Annotated in this window: 16 protein-coding genes; 7 read left to right on the top strand and 9 right to left on the bottom strand. The window is 46.9% G+C overall.

The window, feature by feature from the left end; genetic code table 11:
* Window positions 1-6 precede the first annotated feature (6 nt).
* Both ATB78_RS04420 and hemN read left to right on the top strand, forming a co-directional pair.
* Window positions 7-495, top strand: a complete 489-nt coding sequence (locus tag ATB78_RS04420) for a DUF2489 domain-containing protein (protein WP_005430018.1) — start codon at window positions 7-9, stop codon at window positions 493-495.
* A gap of 185 nt (window positions 496-680) precedes the next feature.
* The gene (hemN, locus tag ATB78_RS04415; RefSeq protein WP_061007900.1) at window positions 681-2,072 is read left to right on the top strand and encodes an oxygen-independent coproporphyrinogen III oxidase; all 1,392 of its coding nucleotides are present in this window, start codon (window positions 681-683) and stop codon (window positions 2,070-2,072) included.
* 68 nt (window positions 2,073-2,140) lie between these two features.
* Here the strand turns inward: hemN and add are convergent, their stop codons facing one another.
* The 6 genes from add to glnA form a co-directional block, all read right to left on the bottom strand.
* On the bottom strand, window positions 2,141-3,145 hold the full coding sequence (gene add / locus ATB78_RS04410) for an adenosine deaminase (RefSeq protein WP_039841133.1): 1,005 nt from the start codon (window positions 3,143-3,145) through the stop codon (window positions 2,141-2,143).
* 151 nt (window positions 3,146-3,296) lie between these two features.
* Window positions 3,297-5,843, bottom strand: coding sequence for an EAL domain-containing protein (locus ATB78_RS04405; protein WP_061007899.1), 2,547 nt, complete (start codon window positions 5,841-5,843; stop codon window positions 3,297-3,299).
* Window positions 5,844-5,955: 112 nt separating this feature from the next.
* Entirely contained in the window at window positions 5,956-7,359 is a 1,404-nt protein-coding gene (glnG, locus tag ATB78_RS04400; protein WP_009707980.1) for a nitrogen regulation protein NR(I), read from the bottom strand.
* 60 nt (window positions 7,360-7,419) lie between these two features.
* The gene (glnL, locus tag ATB78_RS04395) at window positions 7,420-8,466 is read right to left on the bottom strand and encodes a nitrogen regulation protein NR(II) (protein ID WP_009707979.1); all 1,047 of its coding nucleotides are present in this window, start codon (window positions 8,464-8,466) and stop codon (window positions 7,420-7,422) included.
* A 130-nt stretch (window positions 8,467-8,596) separates the two neighbouring features.
* Window positions 8,597-9,178, bottom strand: coding sequence for a DUF4124 domain-containing protein (locus ATB78_RS04390; protein ID WP_061007898.1), 582 nt, complete (start codon window positions 9,176-9,178; stop codon window positions 8,597-8,599).
* Between the two features lie 197 nt (window positions 9,179-9,375).
* Window positions 9,376-10,785, bottom strand: a complete 1,410-nt coding sequence (gene glnA, locus ATB78_RS04385; protein ID WP_061007897.1) for a glutamate--ammonia ligase — start codon at window positions 10,783-10,785, stop codon at window positions 9,376-9,378.
* 529 nt (window positions 10,786-11,314) lie between these two features.
* On the opposite strand from glnA, the gene typA reads away from it, so the two are divergent.
* Window positions 11,315-13,144, top strand: a complete 1,830-nt coding sequence (gene typA / locus ATB78_RS04375; RefSeq protein WP_005434522.1) for a translational GTPase TypA — start codon at window positions 11,315-11,317, stop codon at window positions 13,142-13,144.
* Window positions 13,145-13,217: 73 nt separating this feature from the next.
* Window positions 13,218-13,772, top strand: a complete 555-nt coding sequence (locus ATB78_RS04370; protein ID WP_061007896.1) for an AAA family ATPase — start codon at window positions 13,218-13,220, stop codon at window positions 13,770-13,772.
* A gap of 90 nt (window positions 13,773-13,862) precedes the next feature.
* Here ATB78_RS04370 and ATB78_RS04365 read toward each other — a convergent pair whose 3' ends face one another.
* Window positions 13,863-14,504, bottom strand: coding sequence for a DUF2959 domain-containing protein (locus ATB78_RS04365; RefSeq protein WP_038893771.1), 642 nt, complete (start codon window positions 14,502-14,504; stop codon window positions 13,863-13,865).
* Between the two features lie 35 nt (window positions 14,505-14,539).
* Between ATB78_RS04365 and ATB78_RS04360 the strand changes: the two genes are divergently transcribed.
* From ATB78_RS04360 to ATB78_RS04350, 3 genes are all read left to right on the top strand, one after another.
* On the top strand, window positions 14,540-15,484 hold the full coding sequence (locus ATB78_RS04360) for a virulence factor BrkB family protein (RefSeq protein WP_005434515.1): 945 nt from the start codon (window positions 14,540-14,542) through the stop codon (window positions 15,482-15,484).
* Entirely contained in the window at window positions 15,456-15,890 is a 435-nt protein-coding gene (dtd, locus tag ATB78_RS04355) for a D-aminoacyl-tRNA deacylase (protein ID WP_005434513.1), read from the top strand. The genes ATB78_RS04360 and dtd overlap by 29 nt, the downstream gene beginning before the upstream one ends.
* Before the next feature lie 108 nt (window positions 15,891-15,998).
* Complete coding sequence (locus tag ATB78_RS04350; protein ID WP_005448516.1) at window positions 15,999-16,916, top strand: bifunctional GNAT family N-acetyltransferase/hotdog fold thioesterase; 918 nt, start codon at window positions 15,999-16,001, stop codon at window positions 16,914-16,916.
* A gap of 60 nt (window positions 16,917-16,976) precedes the next feature.
* On the opposite strand, the gene ATB78_RS04345 is transcribed toward ATB78_RS04350, so the two are convergent.
* Window positions 16,977-19,085: an AsmA family protein gene (locus ATB78_RS04345; RefSeq protein ID WP_061007895.1), complete on the bottom strand. Its 2,109-nt coding sequence runs from the start codon at window positions 19,083-19,085 to the stop codon at window positions 16,977-16,979.
* Between the two features lie 160 nt (window positions 19,086-19,245).
* Complete coding sequence (pckA, locus tag ATB78_RS04340; protein ID WP_061007894.1) at window positions 19,246-20,874, bottom strand: phosphoenolpyruvate carboxykinase (ATP); 1,629 nt, start codon at window positions 20,872-20,874, stop codon at window positions 19,246-19,248.
* Between the last annotated feature and the right edge of the window lie 175 nt (window positions 20,875-21,049).

Raw genomic sequence — 21,049 nt, 5'->3', positions numbered from 1 at the left:
TAATTCATGAACGTAACCTTATTAGCGATTGCGGGTGCAGTGATCATTATCGCGCTGGCTTCTTATGCAGGTTACCTTCTGCTTCAATTGAAAAAGCAAAAGGAATTGCAGCTGAAGCATCAAAAATTGGCGATCGATAAGCGTAACGCCAACATTTTTGAGAACGTGCATACCTTGTGTCAGGCGGGCATCCAAGGCCAGTGTGATTTGTCGGAAATCAGTATTCGTGTTTACAACATCATGGACTATGTTCAAGGTGAAGACCGTGTTGATTTTGACGCCACATATCCTGCGATTTCAGAGCTTTACCATGTCGTGAAAGATATGGCGCGTGGCGAAGATCGTCAGCAGCTTGCCAAGAAAGAACGTATGCAGCAGAACCTGACGCGTCATAAAGCAGAACAGCGCTTAACAGACGCGATCATCGAAGAGCTCAAAGTGTTGCAAAAAAACGTTAAGCCACTGAATAACCAAATCAATATTCAGATGATCTAATTGCTGCCCCTAATGGTTTCCTTATAACTATTAGGGGTATCGTGATCACGCTAGCACTTCTTTAGTTTTATACTTAAAAAGCCGCCTGTGGCTGCCGTAGTTGTCATCGTCGTATGGCAGAATAACGGTTTCTGAATATTGGGGGACGGCTTTCGTCTCCCTCGCATTTTACGGAAAGTACCACCATGTCGAATCAACATACTGAATCGAAACAGCAAATCGTCTGGGATCAAGCGGTATTGGATAAGTACAACTATTCCGGTCCGCGTTACACGTCGTACCCGACAGCACTGGAGTTTCATGAAGCGTTTACCATTTCGGACTACGATATGGCATGCACTCAGTACCCAGATCGTCCGCTGTCTCTGTACGTTCACATTCCGTTCTGTCATAAGCTTTGCTACTACTGTGGCTGTAATAAAGTGATTACTCGCCATTCGCACAAAGCTGACGAATATTTGGATGTACTTGAGCACGAGATCCGCCAACGCGCGTCACTATTGGGTGAACGCCAAGTGACTCAATTGCATTTTGGTGGTGGTACACCAACTTTCCTATCTGAGAAGCAGATTACGCGTGTGATGGACTTGTTGCGCCAAGAGTTCACTTTCAGTGCCGATGCGGAAATCAGTATTGAAGTTGATCCACGTGAGATTGAGCTCACTATGCTGGATCACTTACGCAGTGAAGGCTTTAACCGCCTAAGTATTGGTGTGCAAGACTTCAACAAAGAAGTTCAGCAGCTTGTGAACCGTGAGCAAGATGAGGAATTTATCTTTGCGATGGTTGCTCGTGCAAAAGAGCTTGGCTTCCGCTCTACTAACCTTGATTTGATTTACGGCTTGCCGAAGCAGACCAAGGCATCTTTTGCGAAGACACTAGAGCAAGTGCTAGAAATGCAGCCGGGTCGTTTATCGGTGTTTAACTACGCGCACATGCCACAACTGTTTGCTGCGCAGCGTAAGATTAAAGATGAAGATCTGCCAAAAGCGGAAGAGAAGATGGCGATTCTGCAAGATACCATCGCAACGCTAACGGGCGCTGGCTACCAATTTATCGGTATGGATCACTTTGCTATGCCTGATGACGAGCTTGCTGTGGCTCAGCGTGAAGGCATTTTGCACCGCAACTTCCAAGGCTACACTACACAAGGTGAATGCGACTTGGTTGGCTTTGGTGTTTCGGCGATTTCAATGATTGGTGATGCGTACGCGCAAAACCAAAAAGAGTTGAAGAAATACTACGCACAAGTGAATGAATCTCGCCATGCATTGTGGAAAGGCGTATCACTGGATGCGGATGACCTATTACGCCGTGAAGTGATCAAACAGCTTATCTGTAACTTCAAGTTGGACAAGAAGGCCATTGAGCCTGAGTTTGGTGTGAAGTTCGATCAATACTTCAAAGAAGACTTAGGTCTACTGCAAACCTTCATCAATGATCAGTTGGTAGAAGTGGATGACAGCGAAATTCGCGTTACCCTGCGTGGCCGCCTTCTTATTCGCAACATCTGTATGTGTTTCGATAAGTACCTACGAGCAAAAGCGCGTCAGCAGCAATTTTCTCGCGTTATCTAATCTCTAAGCAGATTTCGAATACAAAAAATGCCAGCAGATGCTGGCATTTTTTATGTCTTTAGCGGCAATTAAACGCGATCTTTCACTTTTTCTTTCAGCTCAGTTTTTTCTGCGTCTGATAGGAAAGCGATGTCTAGGCCGTTGATTTGTGCTTGGCGAATCTGTTCTTGAGTCAGGCCTGCTGCTGGTGCAGCTACTTCGTATTCGTAAGGCAGTTCAATACCTTCCACTGCTGGATCGTCCGTGTTCAGACACGCAAGTACACCGTGATCTAGGAACTGCTTCAGTGGGTGGTTTGCCAATGACTCAACCGTGCTGGTTTGGAAGTTAGACGTTAGGCACGATTCAATACCAATGCGATTTTCTGCAAGGTAGTCCATCAGTTTAGGGTCGTGAATTGCTTTCACGCCGTGACCGATACGCGTCGCACCTAGCTCTTGAATCGCTTGCCACATGCTTTCTGCACCCGCAGCTTCACCAGCGTGGACAGTCACATTCAGACCTGCGTCGCGCACTTGCTTGAAGTGAGAAACAAAACGATCACCCGGTTGGCCAAGCTCATCACCAGCTAGGTCAACAGCGACCATGTGGTCTTTTTGGCTAAGGATTGCATCTAGCTCTTGTTGGCAAGCATCAGTACCGAAAGTACGGCTCATGATACCGATTAGGTTTGCTTTGATACCGAAGTCGCGCATACCCGCTTGCACGCCATCAACCACGGCTTCCACCACGCCTGCTACTGGCAGTTTATGTTTCATTGCCATGTAGTAAGGTGAGAAGCGAAGTTCGGCGTAGTCGATTTGCGCGTTCAGTGCGTCTTCAACGTTTTCGTAAGCAACGCGGCGACATGCGTCTAGATCGCCCAGCACCGCCACACCCCAATCAAGCTTAGAAAGGAAGGCTACAAGAGATGGCTCAGCTTCAACAATTTGAACGTGTGGTGTTAGCGATTCGATATCGTAAGCAGGCAGAGCAATACCAAATTGCTGACCAAGCTCAAGAATAGTCTTAGTACGAATGTTACCGTCAAGGTGACGGTGCAAATCAGTTAGGGGAAGATTCTTAGTTATCATTATGTCGATCCGGGTTGTTTGTTGTGAACAGGAACTCAGCCCAAACATTATCAATGACAATACATGGGGAAGATTTGCAGTTAAGTATAAATAACAGTTAGGTAGATTGTCAGTAGAGGATGACTAGGAATTCAACGATTTCCGTTGTTTTCTACTTCATGTTAACCAAATGTGTTGGCCACTCTTCCATCGGCATAGGACGGCTGTAATAGAAGCCTTGCACTTGATTACATCCAAGCGAGCTGAGCAATTGTGCTTGCGCAGCGGTTTCTACCCCTTCTGCCACAACGTTAGTCTTCATGCCCTTGGTAATGTTGATGATCGCTGCAACTACAGAGCTGTCTAGATTCTCTTTAGTGAGGCGATTGATGAAGGTGCGATCTATCTTCAAGCAGGTAAACGGCACCGCATGTAAGTAAGCTAATGACGAATATCCTGTACCGAAGTCATCAATCGCAATACCCAGCCCCATCTCTCTTAGTTTGAGAAGGTTATCCAACGTTGTTGGTGCACTGTCGATGATGCGCGACTCGGTAATCTCTAACGTCACGTTGTTTGCTGCAAGGCCAGTTGTGCGCAGAACTTTCGCAACGGACTCAACGAAGTTAGGGCTCGACAACTGATGAACTGACACATTCACGTGCAGTTGGAAGTCTTGCGGCCATTGCTTATTGTCGATGGCTTTGCGAGTGTCACTACAAGCTTGGAAAAGGATTTGCTGACCAATGGTTTTGATCATACCGCTTTCTTCTGCGATAGGAATGAAATCGAGTGGTGAAATCATGCCTGATTCACTGTGCCAGCGTGCCAAAGCTTCTGCTCCGCATATGTTGCCCGTTGCGAGGTCAATGATCGGCTGATAAAAAGGTACAAACTCTCGGTTATCAATACCCGTCTGGATCTTCGCCAACATCTGAGTTCTGAACTTAGAAGCACTCGCCATCTCAGGACTGTAATGGCAAACGCTGGTACGGGAATCCTGTTTGGCATAGCTGAGCGCAATACTGGCGTTACGCAACCATAGCGACATGGTTTGCTCTGGTTGTGTGCGAACGACACCAACAGAAATCTTGACGACAACGGTTTCACCATCAAGCATGAATGGGGCTGCCAGCAGCTGTTGTAAGCGTCGCTCCATTAAACTGATGTCTTCATCTGAGTGTGTCGTTGGCATGAATACCGCAAATTCATCACCACCAATTCGAGCGAGTGTCGCTTCGTCATGAAGTTGCTGTTTGAGTCGCTCTGCAATATGAATCAGCAACTGATCGCCGTTGTGATGGCCGATACTGTCGTTGATATCCCTAAATTTGTTGATCCCAATAAGATACAAACTACCTTGGCCCGAGTGAGTCAACGTTTCGCTCACTTCTATCAAACCTTGGCGACTGTATAAGCGGGTAAGAGAATCAAATTCAAGCTGTTCACGTAGCGCTTTAAATGAGGCTTTTAGATTTCCCTTCATTTCATTAAAGGCTTGTACCAGGACGGTAGTTTCGTACACGTAGCCCGGCTTAGGCATGGTGCTATCCCAATCCCCTTTGGCTAAATGCTGTGCGGCTGTTGCGGTGGCATTGATCGGGCGAGTAACCCGATTAAATATCAGCATGCTAATAACGATGCCAAACAAACTGACTAAAAAGCCGACTATCCAACTCTTTTGTTGGCTTTTCGGAAGCGTACCGAGTAGCTCTGTTTCTGAGATTGAAGTGCCAATAAACCAAGTTAAGCCATTGGCATCATAGTACGGTGTGATGCGGCTAAAGGTACGTTGGCCATTAAAATCGAATTCGAATGTATAGGGTTGGTCGCTGTAAGTGAGTGATTGTCCACTTACACGAGCAGCGCTCATTTGAATAATCGGATCGATGCTTTCTTCTGCTAGCAGGCGCTGCCCTTTGTCTGAAAACTTTGTTCCCCATGAAATCACGCTGCCTTGCCCTGAATGAGCGACTAAGCGATGTGCTTGGTCCATGATGTAAACAGAGGCGTTGGTCTCTTGTTTGAGCTCTTGTAGAAACTGATTGAAGGTATTAATGCGCACATCGGTTACCAACACACCAGCAAATTTGCCCTGCTCAAAAACCGGAGTCATGGCAGATAGCGTAATGTCTTGGCGCTCGTCAGCATTGGCGTAAATCGGTGACCAATGTGGCTTTTTATCTTGAGCAACAGGCTGATACCAAGGGCGAGTGCGAGGGTCATACGACGCAATAACCGTGCGAATGTCGTCACTGATTTCTTCACTGCCGTAAATCACTAAATTGCCATCGGTTCGGTGGTCTTGCACCATAAGGGTATAGGTGTCAGCTGACTCACGTCGAAAGCCGGTAAAGTCACCCGTTTCTGAGCCAAAGGCAATCACATCCAGCTGCGGCATCGAGTGGTACAAGTCTTTGAAGGCACTAAGCAGATAAGCTTGAACGTCTTTGGTGTCGTTTGGGTGGTAAAGGTTGTGATAACTGACATTATGCCCTAGAGCATTAACGGCAGTGAAAGGCTTGCGCAGGTAGTCATTAAGGTGGTCGTGAACACTCTCCGTGAGGACAGAAAGCTGTTTGTCACTGATGTCGGTGACGACTTCTTCGTAGCTCTGTTTTTGGACGTAGACAATCACACTGATAGCCAGCAAAAAAATCATCACAAATGGGATGAGAACAGCAGTGCGTAGTGTAATTTGAGTCGTCGCGTTTGACATTGCCTAGTCACATAAGGGGTGTCGTACCATAATTGTACTGACACTTAGGTTATCAAGCGAGCGAAAAAGTGTGCGCTTGATAACCATTTGTCAAACTCGTAACCGCTCGAGATCAGTACAATTCTTTTAATTTCCGGGTTAGGGTATTGCGTCCCCATCCAAGTACTTTAGCGGCATCTTGCTTGTGACCTTTAGTGTGTTCTAACGCCGCTTCCAATAAAATGCGTTCAAATTCTGGCAAAGCGTAGGAAAGCAGTTCTTTATCCCCAGCTTCTAGCGCATGGCGTGCCCAATCCGCTAATTGTTCTTGCCAACTGCCGCTGGTGGCTTCGGTGACGATTTTCTTCTCTTCCAGCAGCTCTGCAGGCAAGTCACTTGGCAAGACTTCGCTACCGCTTGCCATCACAGTCAGCCAACGACAGATGTTTTCTAACTGACGTACGTTACCCGGCCAATCGAGACGGTTAAGAATTTCGACAGAAGAAGGATGCAGTGTTTTGGTTTCGACACCAAGCTCATCAGCAGCTCGAACCAAGAAGTGCTGCGTCAGCTTTTCGATGTCTTGCTTACGTTCTCTAAGTGCTGGGATTTGTACTCGAATGACGTTTAAACGGTGGAATAAATCCTCACGGAAATCGCCTTCATGAACCAGCTTTTCTAGGTTTTGGTGGGTTGCCGCCACGATGCGAACATCAACACGAATTGGTGAGTGGCCGCCGACTCGATAGAACTGACCGTCCGCCAAAACACGTAATAAACGCGTTTGGATATCCAGCGGCATGTCACCAATTTCATCCAAAAACAGGGTACCGCCATTAGCTTGCTCAAAACGACCTTGGCGGACGCTATTCGCACCAGTAAACGCGCCTTTTTCGTGACCAAACAGTTCCGATTCAATCAAATCTTTTGGGATCGCGGCCATATTGAGGGCTATAAAAGGTTTGTTGGCGCGCGGGCTGTGGCGGTGTAGGGCATGAGCAACCAGCTCTTTACCAGTACCGGACTCACCGTTGATCAGAACAGAGATCGAAGAACGCGATAAACGACCGATGGCGCGAAACACTTCCTGCATCGCAGGGGCTTCACCGATAATTTCAGGTGTGTCGGTTGGAATATCATCTGGTAGAAGCTGCTCGCGCTTGTTCTCTTGGCTATGAGCTATCGCACGTTCGACAAGCGTTAGCGTCTCGTCAATATCAAATGGCTTTGGCAGGTATTCGAAAGCGCCCTTTTGGTAAGCGTTCACCGCCGCATCCAAATCGGAATGCGCGGTCATGATGATCACGGGTAGGTCGGGGTAATCACGCTGAACTTGCTTTAGCAGCTCCAAGCCATCGATACCCGGCATGCGAATGTCCGAGACCAAAACGTCTGGTACTTCACGCTCTAGCGCCATTAACACGCTTTCTCCGTCCGCATAGGTTTCGCATTTTATGTTGGCAGAGGAGAGGGTTTTCTCCATTACCCAGCGAATCGAACTGTCGTCATCGACGACCCAAACATATCCTTTACTCATGTAATAAATCCTTGCAGCAAAAGCCTAAAAACTGACGAATCGAAAAGCCATTTAATCAAGTCAGATTGGCAGATAAATTGTAAAAGTCGTGTGACCTGGCCAGCTTTCGACATCAATCTTGCCGTTGTGCTGGTCGATCAAATTTTGTGAAATAGACAAGCCAAGTCCCGTTCCGCCCTCACGGCCACTGACCATCGGGTAGAAAAGCGTGTCTTGTAGTTCTGGCGGGATCCCCGGACCGTTGTCGGTTATCTCAACACGCGCCGCGAGTTTGCAACGCTGACCATGAATATTGGCTTGATGCACCGTTCTGGTGCGTATGGTTATTTTGCCATGCTCTTGATGAGAGAGGATTTGCGCCGCATTGCTAACAATGTTGAGCATCGCCTGTTCGATTTGGTCAGCGTCCATCAAAATCTCTGGCAAGCTCGGATCGTAATCGCGCTCAATCACAACCGAATGTTGAGATTCTAACTCAACCAATTGACGCACTTTTTCAAGCACTTGGTGTAGGTTCTCTTGGGTCTTTTTGCCCGGTTTTTGAGGTCCTAGCAAGCGATCGACTAATGCTCTCAAGCGGTCGGCCTGTTCAATAATGATGTGGGTGTATTCCGTCAAAGAAGGATCGGGCAGCATTTTCTCCAGTAACTGTGCTGCGCCGCGTAAACCGCCAAGTGGGTTTTTGATTTCATGCGCCAAACCACGCACCAAAAGCTTCGCCGCCTGCTGTTGGGCATGTTGGTTAAGCTCTTGAGTAAGCCGGCGTTGTTGGTCAATCTTACGCATTTCAACCAACAGCATTAACTGCTTCTGCCATGTGATCGGGCTGACAGTCACTTCTAACATCAAAGGGCGGCCATCAACCACAAAGGTTACGTCACTGTCAGTGATACTTTGTCCGCTCTGCAATGGCTGAGTGAGCAAGGCGAGATCCAGTGACGCATGCTGAATCAACTGAGACAACGACTGCTCAACAATGCGCTTAGCACTTTGCGAGAACAAGAGTTCAGCCGCTGGGTTGGCGTAGCGCACGGCTAATCCATCATCGAGAATCAGCGTCGCTGTCACCATGTTATTGAGAATGGCACTGGAGAGACTAGTATCCACATTACGTCCTTGTTTGCGTTGTGATTGTGCGCTGCACTATATTGGTGCAATAGAACGTAAGTATGGCGAATAAACCTCAGAAGAAAAAGTGAAAAGCGCCATCAGAGTGCGGTTTTTTTCACTTAATATTCTACTTTGCCCCTTTAATGGTCGGCTTGATACTCGCTCTATGTAAATGCACCGTTATAGGGCTAGTAGATGCAATAAGCTTGCCGCTTCTTTTGGCTTGTACTGCAAGGGTGTGTGTACCACGATCGATGTTCTTCAATTGCCAAGTTAAACGGCTTTGTGGCGCACCATATGGCTTACCATCAAGGAAGAGTTGTAGCTGCTCACCAATGCCCAGTTTGCGGTTGGCTTCGAGTTGGATATTGATGGAGCCAGGGTTGCTGCGAATGGTTTCATCATGCTGTGGCGTGAGCATAGAAAGGGAAAGAGGCAGTGGCTTTTCTGCCTTTGTTTGCTCATCTGTTGTCGGCTCTGATGTCGTTTTTGCTTGTGGTGCCAGAGACTCGGTACTTTCTACTTTTGGTGCTGGCGCACTGGATTCTAGATTAGGTAGCGAAATGGCTTTTGCGCCTTGGTTTGGAGTATCGCTAAAATGCACAACGCCGTCTTTATCGACCCAAGTGTAAGCGACTTGAGCAGAGGCTGTTGCGGCGATCAGTAAGCCACTTAAGGCGCATAGCGATGGTAAAAGCTGAACTTTCATTGCTCACCTTCTTTTGATAGATGATTTCACGTTTGGATTGCTTAGCTCTTTGACTTATCAAGTAAAAGAGTTTGAGCGTATTTTAGTTATCCCTCCATGTTAAACGCCCATATAGGGCGAGCGAATACAAAAAAGGCCCGCCTGCGAGGCGAGCCTAATATTTTGTTTCTGTGTTTACATTTTACACAGTTGAGACCTTATACAGAGTAGTAAAGTTCGAACTCAAGTGGGTGAGTTGTCATGTTTACTTTCTCTACATCTTGAGACTTAAGACCGATGTAAGAATCGATGAAGTCATCAGAGAATACGCCGCCTGCTGTTAGGAACTCACGGTCAGCATCTAGTTCATCTAGTGCGTCTTTCAGTGAGTATGCAACTGTTGGGATTTCTGCTGCTTCTTCAGCTGGTAGGTCGTAAAGGTCTTTATCCATCGCTTCGCCTGGGTGGATCTTGTTCTTAATACCGTCAAGACCAGCCATTAGCATTGCTGCGAAACATAGGTATGGGTTAGCCGCTGGGTCACCGAAACGAACTTCGATACGACGCGCTTTAGGGCTTGGTACCACTGGGATACGGATAGAAGCAGAACGGTTACGAGCTGAGTAAGCTAGCATTACTGGTGCTTCGAAGCCTGGTACAAGACGCTTGTACGAGTTAGTTGCTGGGTTAGCAAATGCGTTGATTGCGCGAGCGTGCTTGATGATACCGCCGATGTAGTAAAGTGCAGTTTCAGATAGGCCGCCGTACTTGTCACCAGCAAATAGGTTTACACCGTCTTTTGCTAGAGATTGGTGAACGTGCATACCGCTACCGTTGTCACCAACTAGTGGCTTAGGCATGAATGTTGCCGTCTTGCCAAACGCGTGGGCAACGTTGTGTACAACGTACTTGTAGATTTGGATTTCGTCAGCTTTCGTTGTTAGCGTGTTGAAGCGAGTTGCGATTTCGTTTTGACCCGCAGTTGCTACTTCGTGGTGGTGCGCTTCAACAACTAGGCCCATCTCTTCCATTACTAGACACATAGCAGAACGGATGTCTTGAGATGAATCTACAGGAGCTACTGGGAAGTAACCACCTTTAACGCCTGGACGGTGACCTTTGTTACCTTCTTCGTAATCAGAACCTGTGTTCCATGCTGCTTCTACGTCGTCAATCTTGAAGAAAGAACCAGACATGTCAGTCGCGAACTTAACGTCGTCAAATAGGAAGAACTCTGGCTCAGGACCAATAAGTACTGTGTCTGCAATACCAGTAGAACGCATGAAGTCTTCAGCGCGTTTAGCGATAGAGCGAGGGTCACGGTCGTAGCCTTGCATTGTTGCAGGCTCAAGGATGTCACAACGGATGTTTAGCGTTGCATCTTCAGTGAATGGGTCAAGCACTGCAGAAGATGCGTCTGGCATCATAACCATGTCTGATTCGTTAATGCCTTTCCAGCCAGCAACTGATGAACCATCGAACATTTTACCTTCTTCGAAGAAGTCTGCGTCGATTTGGTGAGCAGGGATAGAGATGTGCTGCTCTTTACCTTTTGTATCAGTGAAGCGTAGGTCAACAAACTTAACTTCGTTTTCTTGGATCAGTGATAAAACGTTTTCTACTGACATCTTGGATAACCTCCAGTGTTAATAAAGCGGTAAGCTCGATTTATGAAAATTTGATTAAATCCAGCATTGATTAATCTGTTTGACATTTTATTAATCGATGCTGGTTTCTCTAAAGCCAAAACCGTGCCAAAAAAATTATTCCATTAATTTCAAGGAATTAAGTTTTTAGATACTAGTTTGGTGCAAACGTTTGCACCAAAATGATCTCTGATTGCACCATATTGGTGCTAATTTAAATTATTGCACCACAATGTGACAATCACGTTGCTTATCTAGCCCAGATTTTGAGCAAGAGTCAATTTGTAATAAGCAACGATTGGAATAAAATTGCGTTGAATCAATTCGAGTAACGGAAGAAAGTGGGCGCTAAGCGTAAAATTGATAGAAAAGCTAAGGAGTAGATCACATATTTCTAGGCTTTTTGCTAAAATCTGGTACATTATGGCCGTTTTTTTAATCAGCAAATGTCGCCAGAGAGCACCCGTTCTCGGCATGGGGGCATTTCATCTATCTAAGTGAATCAATATCCATGGCTACTCCACAGATTGATAAATTAAGAAATATCGCGATTATCGCGCACGTTGACCACGGTAAAACAACGTTGGTTGACAAGCTGCTACAACAATCAGGCACGCTAGAGTCTCGCGGTGAAGCTGAAGAGCGAGTCATGGACTCGAACGACATTGAGAAAGAGCGTGGCATTACCATTCTTGCTAAAAACACAGCAATTAACTGGAATGACTACCGCATCAACATCGTAGATACTCCGGGACACGCGGACTTCGGTGGTGAAGTAGAACGTATCATGTCGATGGTAGATTCAGTACTACTTATCGTTGACGCAGTTGACGGCCCAATGCCGCAAACGCGTTTCGTAACGCAAAAAGCATTCGCTCACGGTCTTAAGCCAATCGTTGTAATCAACAAGATTGACCGTCCTGGTGCTCGTCCTGATTGGGTTATGGACCAAGTATTCGACCTATTCGACAACCTAGGTGCAACTGACGAACAGCTAGACTTTAAAGTAGTTTACGCTTCAGCACTTAACGGTTGGGCTGCACTAGAAGAAGGCGAAACTGGCGAGAACATGGAACCACTGTTCCAAACTATCGTTGAAGAAGTAACTGCACCTCAAGTTGACCTAGACGGTCCTCTACAGATGCAAGTTTCTCAGCTAGATTACAGCTCTTACGTTGGTGTTATCGGTGTTGCTCGTGTAACTCGTGGTAGCGTTAAGCCAAACCAACAAGTAACAGTTATCGGTGCTGACGGTAAAACTCGCAACGGTAAAGTGGGCACAGTAATGGGCTACCTAGGCCTAGATCGTCACGAAGTTGAGCAAGCGAACGCGGGTGATATCGTTGCAATCACTGGCCTTGGTGAGCTAAAAATCTCTGACACTATCTGTGCACAAAACGCAGTAGAAGCACTACCTGCGCTTTCTGTTGATGAACCAACAGTAACGATGACGTTCCAAGTAAACACGTCTCCATTCGCTGGTAAAGAAGGTAAGTTCGTGACTTCACGTAACATCCTTGAGCGTCTAGAGAAAGAATTGGTACACAACGTTGCACTACGCGTTGAGCAAACAGACGATCCAGACAAATTCCGCGTATCAGGTCGTGGTGAACTTCACCTTTCTATCCTGATCGAAAACATGCGTCGTGAAGGCTTCGAGCTTGCTGTATCTCGTCCAGAAGTAATCATCAAAGAAGAAGATGGTCAGCTAATGGAACCGTTCGAGACTGTAACGATCGACGTTATGGAAGAGCACCAAGGCGGCATCATGGAGAACATCGGCCTACGTAAAGGTGAGCTGAAAGACATGTCTCCAGATGGTAAAGGCCGTGTACGTATGGACTTCGAAATGCCATCACGTGGTCTTATCGGTTTCCAAACTGAATTCATGACACTGACTTCAGGTTCTGGTCTTCTATACCATACATTTGACCACTACGGCCCACACAAAGGCGGTAACATCGGTCAACGTGTTAACGGTGTACTAATCGCGAACGCGATGGGTAAAGCGCTAACAAACGCACTGTTTAACCTACAAGAACGTGGTCGTCTATTTATCGGTCACGGTGTTGAAGTTTACGAAGGCATGGTTATCGGTATTCACAGCCGCGACAACGACCTAACAGTAAACGCACTGAAAGGTAAGCAGCTAACTAACGTTCGTGCATCTGGTACAGATGACGCACAGGTTCTTACTCCGCCAATCAAGATGACTCTTGAGCAAGCACTAGAGTTTATCGATGATGACGAACTAGTAGAAGTAACACCTGAAAGCATCCGTATCCGTAAGAAATTCCTAACGGAAAGCGATCGTAAGCGTGCTTCACGTTCAGCAAAATAATCTGCTGTAACGGATTCTATTAAGAAAAACCCGAGTTTCGCTCGGGTTTTTTTGTATCTAAAGGAATGAGGCTATGAAGCCAATTGTGATTACCGGTGGCCCTGGTGCGGGCAAAACTACCTTATTGAACGCGTTGGGAGAGTTGGGTTACGCCACCTTCTCAGAAGGTTCTCGTACCTTGATCGAGCAGCAAAGTCAGTTGGACAACGGCGTCTTGTCTTGGACCAACCTACCTGAGTTTGCCAACTTATGCCTTGAGTTAATGGGCAAGCAAAAGCAAGAAGCGCTGAATCATCCGGTCGCTTTCGTTGACCGTGCTATCCCAGACATCGTGGCATACCTACAAGTAGGCGGTTGTCCTGTTGAGCAGGCATTCTTGACTGAGAGTGCTGGGTACCAGAGTAAGGTGCTTACTTGTCGGCCTGAGGCATCAATCTATGTTCAAGACGATGTGCGTCCACATAGCTTTGAAGAGGCGCTACAAATCCATCAAACCCTAGTCGATACCTATGTGGAACTGGGTTACGAAGTAGTCGAAGTACCATGGGGAAGTGTGGAAGAACGAGTGGCGTTTGTTCGACAAGTAATGGGCTTAGTGGCCGAGGTGGAAGGTGAGAAAGGTGATTAGAGCTCGGTAGGTATTCAGCACACCTAGCGAAGAAATGAGTTTTGGTCGCTAGATAGTAAAACCTCCTCACGAGGAGGAGGCTTTATCGAATTACTTTTGATTCAGTTGCTGCAAGAACTTATCTGACTCAGCAATCGCAGCATTCATCTGCTTAATCGCGTATTGGATGTCTTTCTCTAGGCTAGAGAATTCACCTTTCAATGAGCCAATCGCGCTTGCGTTCAAGTTATGCTTTAGATAAAGCGTGTTGTCACGCAGTGTGTTCAATACTGGCGTCATCTTGTCTTCCGCACGCTTCATCGCGCTAAGCATGGTTTTGTAAGATGCTTTTGTCTCACGCAGTTTCTGTTCGCTAGAGCGACGTAGTTTGGCACTGGTGTACAGGTCTAATTCGCCTTGCCATTCCTCAAACAGAGCATCCGATACATCTTCAATTGCAGCAATGCGGTCACGCACATCTTGCGCCGCTTTTTCGCTGTCTTCGTATTTATCGTTAATGTTGTTGTAGACGCTTTCTAGTTCACCGCCGTCAAAGTTGGTTAGAGCAGAAAGGGCTTCTAAAGCACTGGTGAACTCTTCTTGTGCGTCTTGTTGCGATTCTTTGGCGTCTTCTACGCGATCAACCATAATGTCACGTTTGTGGTAACCCACTTGTTCCATTGCTGAATAATATGCGGACTGACATCCTGTCAAAGTGAAAATTGATAGTACAATTGCTAATAAATAAGGCATTCTTATGTCCTCGACGCTAATTTATGGGATGAACTATGAACCAGTTATCAGAGAGTTACAAGGTGAGATTGAGCAAGCTCGTGCCGGGGAGCGTCGCGTTTTTCAAATATTTGCTCAAGCGTATGACGCACGATCGCGTTAACGTTAATGCAGGCTATCTAGCTTACATCACTTTGTTGTCTATTGTGCCAATGTTGACGGTACTTTTATCGATATTGTCGAAGTTTCCGGTGTTTGAGAATGTGGGTGAAACCTTGCAAGGTTACATCATTGATAACTTTGTCCCAGCTTCTGGAGATGCAGTAAGAACTGCGCTACAAGAGTTTGTCTCAAACACAGGCAAAATGACCGCCGTGGGTGGTGCATTTTTGTTTGTTGCCGCTTTGATGCTGATTTCGAATATCGACAAAAACTTAAACTACATTTGGAGAGTGAAAGACAAACGTCGTCCTGTGTTCTCTTTCTCTATGTATTGGATGGTGTTGACGCTTGGCCCTATCTTAGTGGGCGCGAGTATTGCTGCAACTTCCTATGTGACATCGCTAAAGCTGATTGAAAACGAAACCTTATCGGGCGCATATAACCTGTTTTTACGCTGGTTGCCTCTATTGTTGTCCTTCTTTGCGTTCATGGGGCTGTACTTCTTAGTACCAAATAAAAAGGTTTATCTATCCCATGGTGCGGTTGGTGCTGCCATTGCCGCTGTGCTGTTTGAATTGAGCAAGAAAGGCTTTGCCTTCTACATTACTCAATTTCCGTCATATCAGCTGATTTACGGTGCGCTCGCTGCGATTCCGATCCTGTTTGTGTGGGTGTATCTGTGCTGGCTGATCGTATTGATTGGCGCGGAAGTCACTGCTGCTCTGGGCGAAAGAGAGCACTGGAGTGACGACCTAGAAATGATACACTCGACCGCTGAATTGCAATTAACAGATGAAGGAAGCGAGAGTCGTGATAGCGCTAATTCAACGAGTCAGTGAAGCCGCCGTTCGTGTAGACGGTGAAGTTGTCGGTGAAATCGACCAAGGTCTACTTGTCCTACTTGGCGTAGAGAAGGACGATGATGAAGCAAAAGCAAAACGTTTGATGGAGCGCGTAACCACCTATCGTGTGTTTGAAGACGATGAAGGCAAAATGAACCTTAACGTCAAACAAGTGAACGGTAAGGTTTTGGTGGTGTCTCAATTTACGTTACCAGCGGATACCAAAAAAGGCACTCGCGCAGGCTTTTCTCGTGGTGCGCACCCTGCGGATGCAGAACGTCTGTATGACTACTTCTCTGACTTGTGTGAGCAAGAACTGCCAACACAACGCGGCCGCTTCGCAGCGGATATGAAAGTGTCATTAATTAATGACGGTCCAGTGACTTTTTGGCTACAGGTCTAATCTGGCAACCACAACATCATGGTCTAAGCTTTAAGCCCAAGTGAATTGAATTTGCTTGGGTATTTTCCTCTAAGGCTTTCATTTGATTTGTACTTTCAAAGGATTGATATGTTCAAACTCATAACTCCAAAAACAGAAAATCAGCTCAACAAGTACTATCAATTTCGTTGGCAGTTGCTGCGCGAACCTTGGCGTATGCCAGTAGGCTCCGAGCGTGATGAGTACGATGGCATGAGCCATCACCGCATGATTACCGACAGTCGTGGTCGTCCGATGGCGATTGGGCGTTTATACATTACCCCTGATAATGATGGTCAGATCCGCTACATGGCGGTGAAGAACAATCGTCGTAGCAAAGGCATGGGCTCATTAGTGCTGGTGGCGCTTGAGTCGTTAGCTCGTCAGGAAGGGGCGAAGCGTCTGGTATGTAATGCTCGTGAAGACGCGATTGCGTTCTATGAGAAAAATGGCTTTGAGCGTCGCGGCGAACTGACCGACGAGCGCGGCCCCGTGCGCCACCAACAAATGGTCAAACAGCTTGATCCAATGGCCGATGTATTGCGTCGCCCAGATTGGTGTACCGAGTTGCAACAACGTTGGGAAGCGCAGATCCCGATTGCGGATAAAATGGGCATCAAAATCAACCAGTACACTGGTTATCAGTTTGAATGCAGCGCGCAGCTCAACCCTAACCTGAACCCGCACAACACCATGTTTGCTGGTTCTGCGTTTACCTTAGCAACGCTAACTGGCTGGGGCATGACGTGGTTGCTGATGAAAGAACGCGGTTTACACGGTGATATTGTGTTGGCGGATAGCTCGATTCGTTATCGCCATCCTGTTGAAGAGAACCCAGTCGCAAGCACGTCATTAGATGGTATCAGTGGCGACTTGGATAGGCTCGCTTCAGGTCGTAAAGCGCGTATTGTTATCCACGTAGTGATTTACAGTGGAGATGTGCCAGCGGTGGATTTTGTCGGTACGTACATGCTGCTGCCAAATTACTCTAAGCTACTCAGCTGTTAGATTCTCAGACTTTGGTATTTCTTGCGGCGCATCTTGGTTTTCAGATGCGCCTTGTTCTGCCTAGGTTTCATCGATAGCTGAGTTCTCGCTTTCTTTCGATGATTTTTCTACAAGGTCTGAGCCTTTTTGTTCTGTGATAAGTTGCTCTTCAGAGTGCGCAGCTGTGGTCGACTCTTTTTCTTCTGCCACTTCCTCACTTAACTCTTCTTCAGGTTGTTCGATGTTGATTGCGTCGATGTTTGTCACGCCGGTTGCTTCGGGAGCGCTCTGTTTTGGTTCCACTGGCTCTGTCTGCTTTGGTTTGTTTAGGCACTCATTTGTTGCAACTTCGCCACTCAGCACATCACCTTTGAGCATTCCACACGATTCTCTAAGTTGATAGCTCACGCCGCTCAGTGGGTTGTTCGCCATATCAAACTCTCCAGATAGCTTACCTGAGATAGCTTTGCCGGAAATGGTCACGGGTTCTAGCTTCACTTCGCCGCGCTGAGCCTTTAAGCGCAATGGGCTGAAGGTGATTGCCTTGAGCGACTCATTTGCTTGTGACTTCAAGGTGGTATCGCGTAGGTTAGCTTCCACTTCTCCCGATAAGCTGTAAGCAAGCATGTTTTGATCGCCTGCCAAGCCTTTTAAATCAAGACTTAAGTCAGAGAAGCCATTGACCGCTAGTGCCGTTGGTAAGTATGGATGAAGTAACTGCAGTGGAATACCATCCGCATTGAGGTTAAGCGCCCAAGGTTGGCTGGTGGTGCTGAGATCGATTTGCCCTAGGCCTTCGATATAGCCTTGCTCTAACGGGGCAAATAAGCGTGTCAGTTGCCAGAAGCCATTGTCACTCTGGGTTGAAATCGCTGCGTGTGAGGTGATGACTTGGTCGTAACTCGCGTTGACGACGCTGGCATCAAGCTTGCCGCTCCAAATGCCCCAGTGACCATTGCTGTGTTTAACTTCGAGCTGGTCACCTTCCAAATTCAAGCCAGAAAGCTGCCAGTAAGGTTGTTTGGATAACTGGATAACTTGGCTGCGTTCTATCTCTAACTGCTTCACATCGACTTGCTGGAGCTTCTCTGTGGCTTTTTGCCACCAGTCGGTCTTGTCATCTGGTTGGATAGCCCATTTTAAGCCGCTGATGGTCGCATTGTTGATTTTCCAATGGTCAGGTTCGAAGTCGCCAGATACCTGAACGCTACCTTGCTGCCAATCCAAGCTCAGTTCTTGCAATTTGACAGCCCCTGGCTTGAGTTGGGCGTTTAAACGAGGCTCAACCGCGGTTTGGTCTTGGAAACTGACACTGTCAGCTTGCAGAGAAATCTGTGCCGTTGTGCTCCACAATGACAACGGGAGCGAGGCGTTTTCTACCGATAACTCAAGGTTTTGCCAATGCCAGTCTCCGTATTCGATATCTGCATTGAGCAGATCGAGGCTGTTTATATGGTTGATATTAACGGGCAACGCTTGCCATGGTTTGGCAAGTAAGGATTGCAGTTGTAGATTGTCGATTTTCAGCTTATCAACGGTCACGTTAATCAACGACCAACCTTGTGGGTATTGTTCGCCTTGACCAGAGACTTCACTGCCACGCCATTTAAACGATGCGCCATAAAGTGTGCTGTCTTGCGCTTTGTAGTCCGCATCGACAAGCAGTTTATTGAAAGCTTCACCATTCCAATACAATTGTTCGGCAGAGAGTTGAACCTCGCCATAAGGCATTTGCTGCGTGTCACTTGACCAAGTAGGGTCTTGGATTTGGACGTTCAAGCCATTAATGCTGAATGCATCATCGGCGTAATCGATGTTCTTTAAGGCGATTTGGTGGAAGTAGACATTGTTGAGCTTTGGCATTGTTGGCATACCTTGCTGCAGGCTCAGTCCATCAATCAACAGGCTATCGACAATCCATTTTCCATCGCGACGAACATCAGGGTTTAGCCATAGATCGACTTGCTCGATGAAGGGTAATTTGTCTTGTTTGATCGCTATCCCACTAAGGGTTAGGTGGTAAGGAAACTCGTATTGAACGTTGTCTGCTTGCAGTGGCAAGTCGACTAGATCGGAAAACAGGTTCCACGTTTGGCGAGAATAAGAGGTGGTCAGCATGCCCACAAAGACGGCTGGAATCGCGATCGCCAGTATGACGATAAGAAGTAGAATTCGACCTGCTGTTTTCATCCCTGCCAAAACCTGTCTGTAAATTGGAGTAAGTGAGTATCGACTTACTTAGATAGGCTTAAGCTTGTATCAATCTCAGGTTGGATTCAATAAAAAGCCCCTCAAAAGAGGGGCTTGAAGATTATTTTTGTAGCTAAGTCACGAAGGCTTAGCGAGTGGCTTAGTCTAGCTGAGGGCCAGCTGCCACTAGTGATTTACCTTCTGCGTTGTCAGTGTACTTATCAAAGTTGTTGATGAAGCGCTCTGCTAGGTCTTTCGCTTTGCTTTCCCATTGTAGTGGGTCAACGTAGGTATCACGTGGGTCAAGGATGCCTGGATCCACACCTGGTAGCGAAGTTGGCACTTCTAGGTTGAAGATTGGAATGTGCTTAGTTTTCGCTTCTTCAATCGAGCCATCAAGGATCGCATCAATGATGCCGCGTGTATCTTGGATAGAGATACGTTTGCCGCTGCCGTTCCAGCCGGTGTTGACTAGGTAAGCTTCTGCGCCTGCTGCTTCCATACGTTTCACTAGCACTTCTGCGTACTTAGTTGGGTGTAGAGTTAGGAATGCTGCACCAAAACATGCTGAGAAGGTTGGCGTTGGTTCAGTGATGCCGCGCTCAGTACCCGCTAGCTTAGCGGTAAAGCCAGACAAGAAGTGGTACTTAGTTTGCTCAGGAGTCAGTTTAGAAACCGGAGGAAGAACGCCGAATGCATCAGCCGATAGGAAAATCACTTTGTTTGCGTGACCGCCTTTCGATACTGGCTTAACGATGTTGTCGATGTGATGCAGTGGGTAAGACACACGAGTGTTTTCAGTCTTAGAACCGTCATCAAAGTCGATAGAACCATCGCTACGAACCGTTACGTTCTCTAGTAGTGCGTCACGGCGGATGGCGTTGTAGATATCAGGCTCAGCTTCTTTCGATAGCTTGATGGTTTTCGCGTAACAGCCGCCTTCGAAGTTGAACACGCCGTCGTCATCCCAACCGTGCTCGTCATCACCAATTAGTGCACGTTTAGGATCGGTAGATAGGGTAGTTTTACCTGTGCCAGATAGACCGAAGAAGATCGCAACATCGCCTTCTTCACCCATGTTTGCACTACAGTGCATTGATGCGATGTCTTTTAGCGGAAGGAAGTAGTTCATCATTGCGAACATGCCTTTCTTCATTTCGCCGCCGTACCAAGTACCACCGATCAACTGAGTGCGCTCTGTTAGGTTGAACACAGTGAAGTTTTCAGAGTTCAGACCATGCTCTTCCCACTTCTCGTTGGTGCACTTCGCACCGTTCATTACCACAAAATCAGGTTCAAACGTTGCCAACTCTTCTTCTGTTGGGCGAATGAACATGTTTTTCACGAAGTGTGCTTGCCACGCTACTTCGGTGATCACTCGAATGCTCAAACGAGTGTCTGGGTTTGCACCACAATAACCGTCAATCACAAATAGACGCTTGCCTGAAAGCTGGTTGGTCACTAGCTCTTTTAGGTCGTCCCATACTTCTTTGTTGATTGGTTTGTTGTCATTTTTCACTGCGTCAGAAGTCCACCACATGTGTTCTTCTGTCGTTGCATCTTTAACAATGTACTTATCTTTTGGTGAGCGACCAGTAAAGATACCAGTGTCTACGGCAACCGCGCCGAGTTCTGTAACCACACCACGTTCATAACCTGTTAGGTCAGCACGGGTCTCTTCCTCAAACAGCATTTCGTAGCTTGGGTTGCGAACAACCTCTTTAACGTTGTGCAGTCCGTGTTTGGTTAGATCAAGTGTTGCAGCCTTTGTATGTTCCATAACGGTCATAGGTGCTCCTTATAAGGATTTTTGTAGGGATTTTGTAAGAATGTTTTAATTTTTATCTGCTCACCATGCTAGCAACGGGGCGGGGAGAAAACAGGGATATAGTTCAAAAATTATCCATGATTTCAGTGTGGTTTTAGGTAACCCGTCACATATTGGTGCGAATAGTTTATCGTGG

The sequence above is a fragment of the Vibrio sp. CUB2 genome (assembly GCF_001557945.1).
Lineage (GTDB): Bacteria > Pseudomonadota > Gammaproteobacteria > Enterobacterales > Vibrionaceae > Vibrio > Vibrio owensii.
This window is presented reverse-complemented; position numbering and strand designations above follow the sequence as displayed.

Excerpts from the sequence above, each read along its gene's own strand:
- ATB78_RS04420 (WP_005430018.1), top strand. The coding sequence starts at position 7 with ATGAACGTAACCTTATTAGCGATTGCGGGTGCAGTGATCATTATCGCG.
- hemN (WP_061007900.1), top strand. The coding sequence starts at position 681 with ATGTCGAATCAACATACTGAATCGAAACAGCAAATCGTCTGGGATCAA.
- add (WP_039841133.1), bottom strand. The coding sequence starts at position 3,145 with ATGATAACTAAGAATCTTCCCCTAACTGATTTGCACCGTCACCTTGAC.
- ATB78_RS04405 (WP_061007899.1), bottom strand. The coding sequence starts at position 5,843 with ATGTCAAACGCGACGACTCAAATTACACTACGCACTGCTGTTCTCATC.
- glnG (WP_009707980.1), bottom strand. The coding sequence starts at position 7,359 with ATGAGTAAAGGATATGTTTGGGTCGTCGATGACGACAGTTCGATTCGC.
- ATB78_RS04390 (WP_061007898.1), bottom strand. The coding sequence starts at position 9,178 with ATGAAAGTTCAGCTTTTACCATCGCTATGCGCCTTAAGTGGCTTACTG.
- glnA (WP_061007897.1), bottom strand. The coding sequence starts at position 10,785 with ATGTCAGTAGAAAACGTTTTATCACTGATCCAAGAAAACGAAGTTAAG.
- typA (WP_005434522.1), top strand. The coding sequence starts at position 11,315 with ATGGCTACTCCACAGATTGATAAATTAAGAAATATCGCGATTATCGCG.
- ATB78_RS04370 (WP_061007896.1), top strand. The coding sequence starts at position 13,218 with ATGAAGCCAATTGTGATTACCGGTGGCCCTGGTGCGGGCAAAACTACC.
- ATB78_RS04365 (WP_038893771.1), bottom strand. The coding sequence starts at position 14,504 with ATGCCTTATTTATTAGCAATTGTACTATCAATTTTCACTTTGACAGGA.
- ATB78_RS04360 (WP_005434515.1), top strand. The coding sequence starts at position 14,540 with ATGAACCAGTTATCAGAGAGTTACAAGGTGAGATTGAGCAAGCTCGTG.
- ATB78_RS04350 (WP_005448516.1), top strand. The coding sequence starts at position 15,999 with ATGTTCAAACTCATAACTCCAAAAACAGAAAATCAGCTCAACAAGTAC.
- ATB78_RS04345 (WP_061007895.1), bottom strand. The coding sequence starts at position 19,085 with ATGAAAACAGCAGGTCGAATTCTACTTCTTATCGTCATACTGGCGATC.
- pckA (WP_061007894.1), bottom strand. The coding sequence starts at position 20,874 with ATGACCGTTATGGAACATACAAAGGCTGCAACACTTGATCTAACCAAA.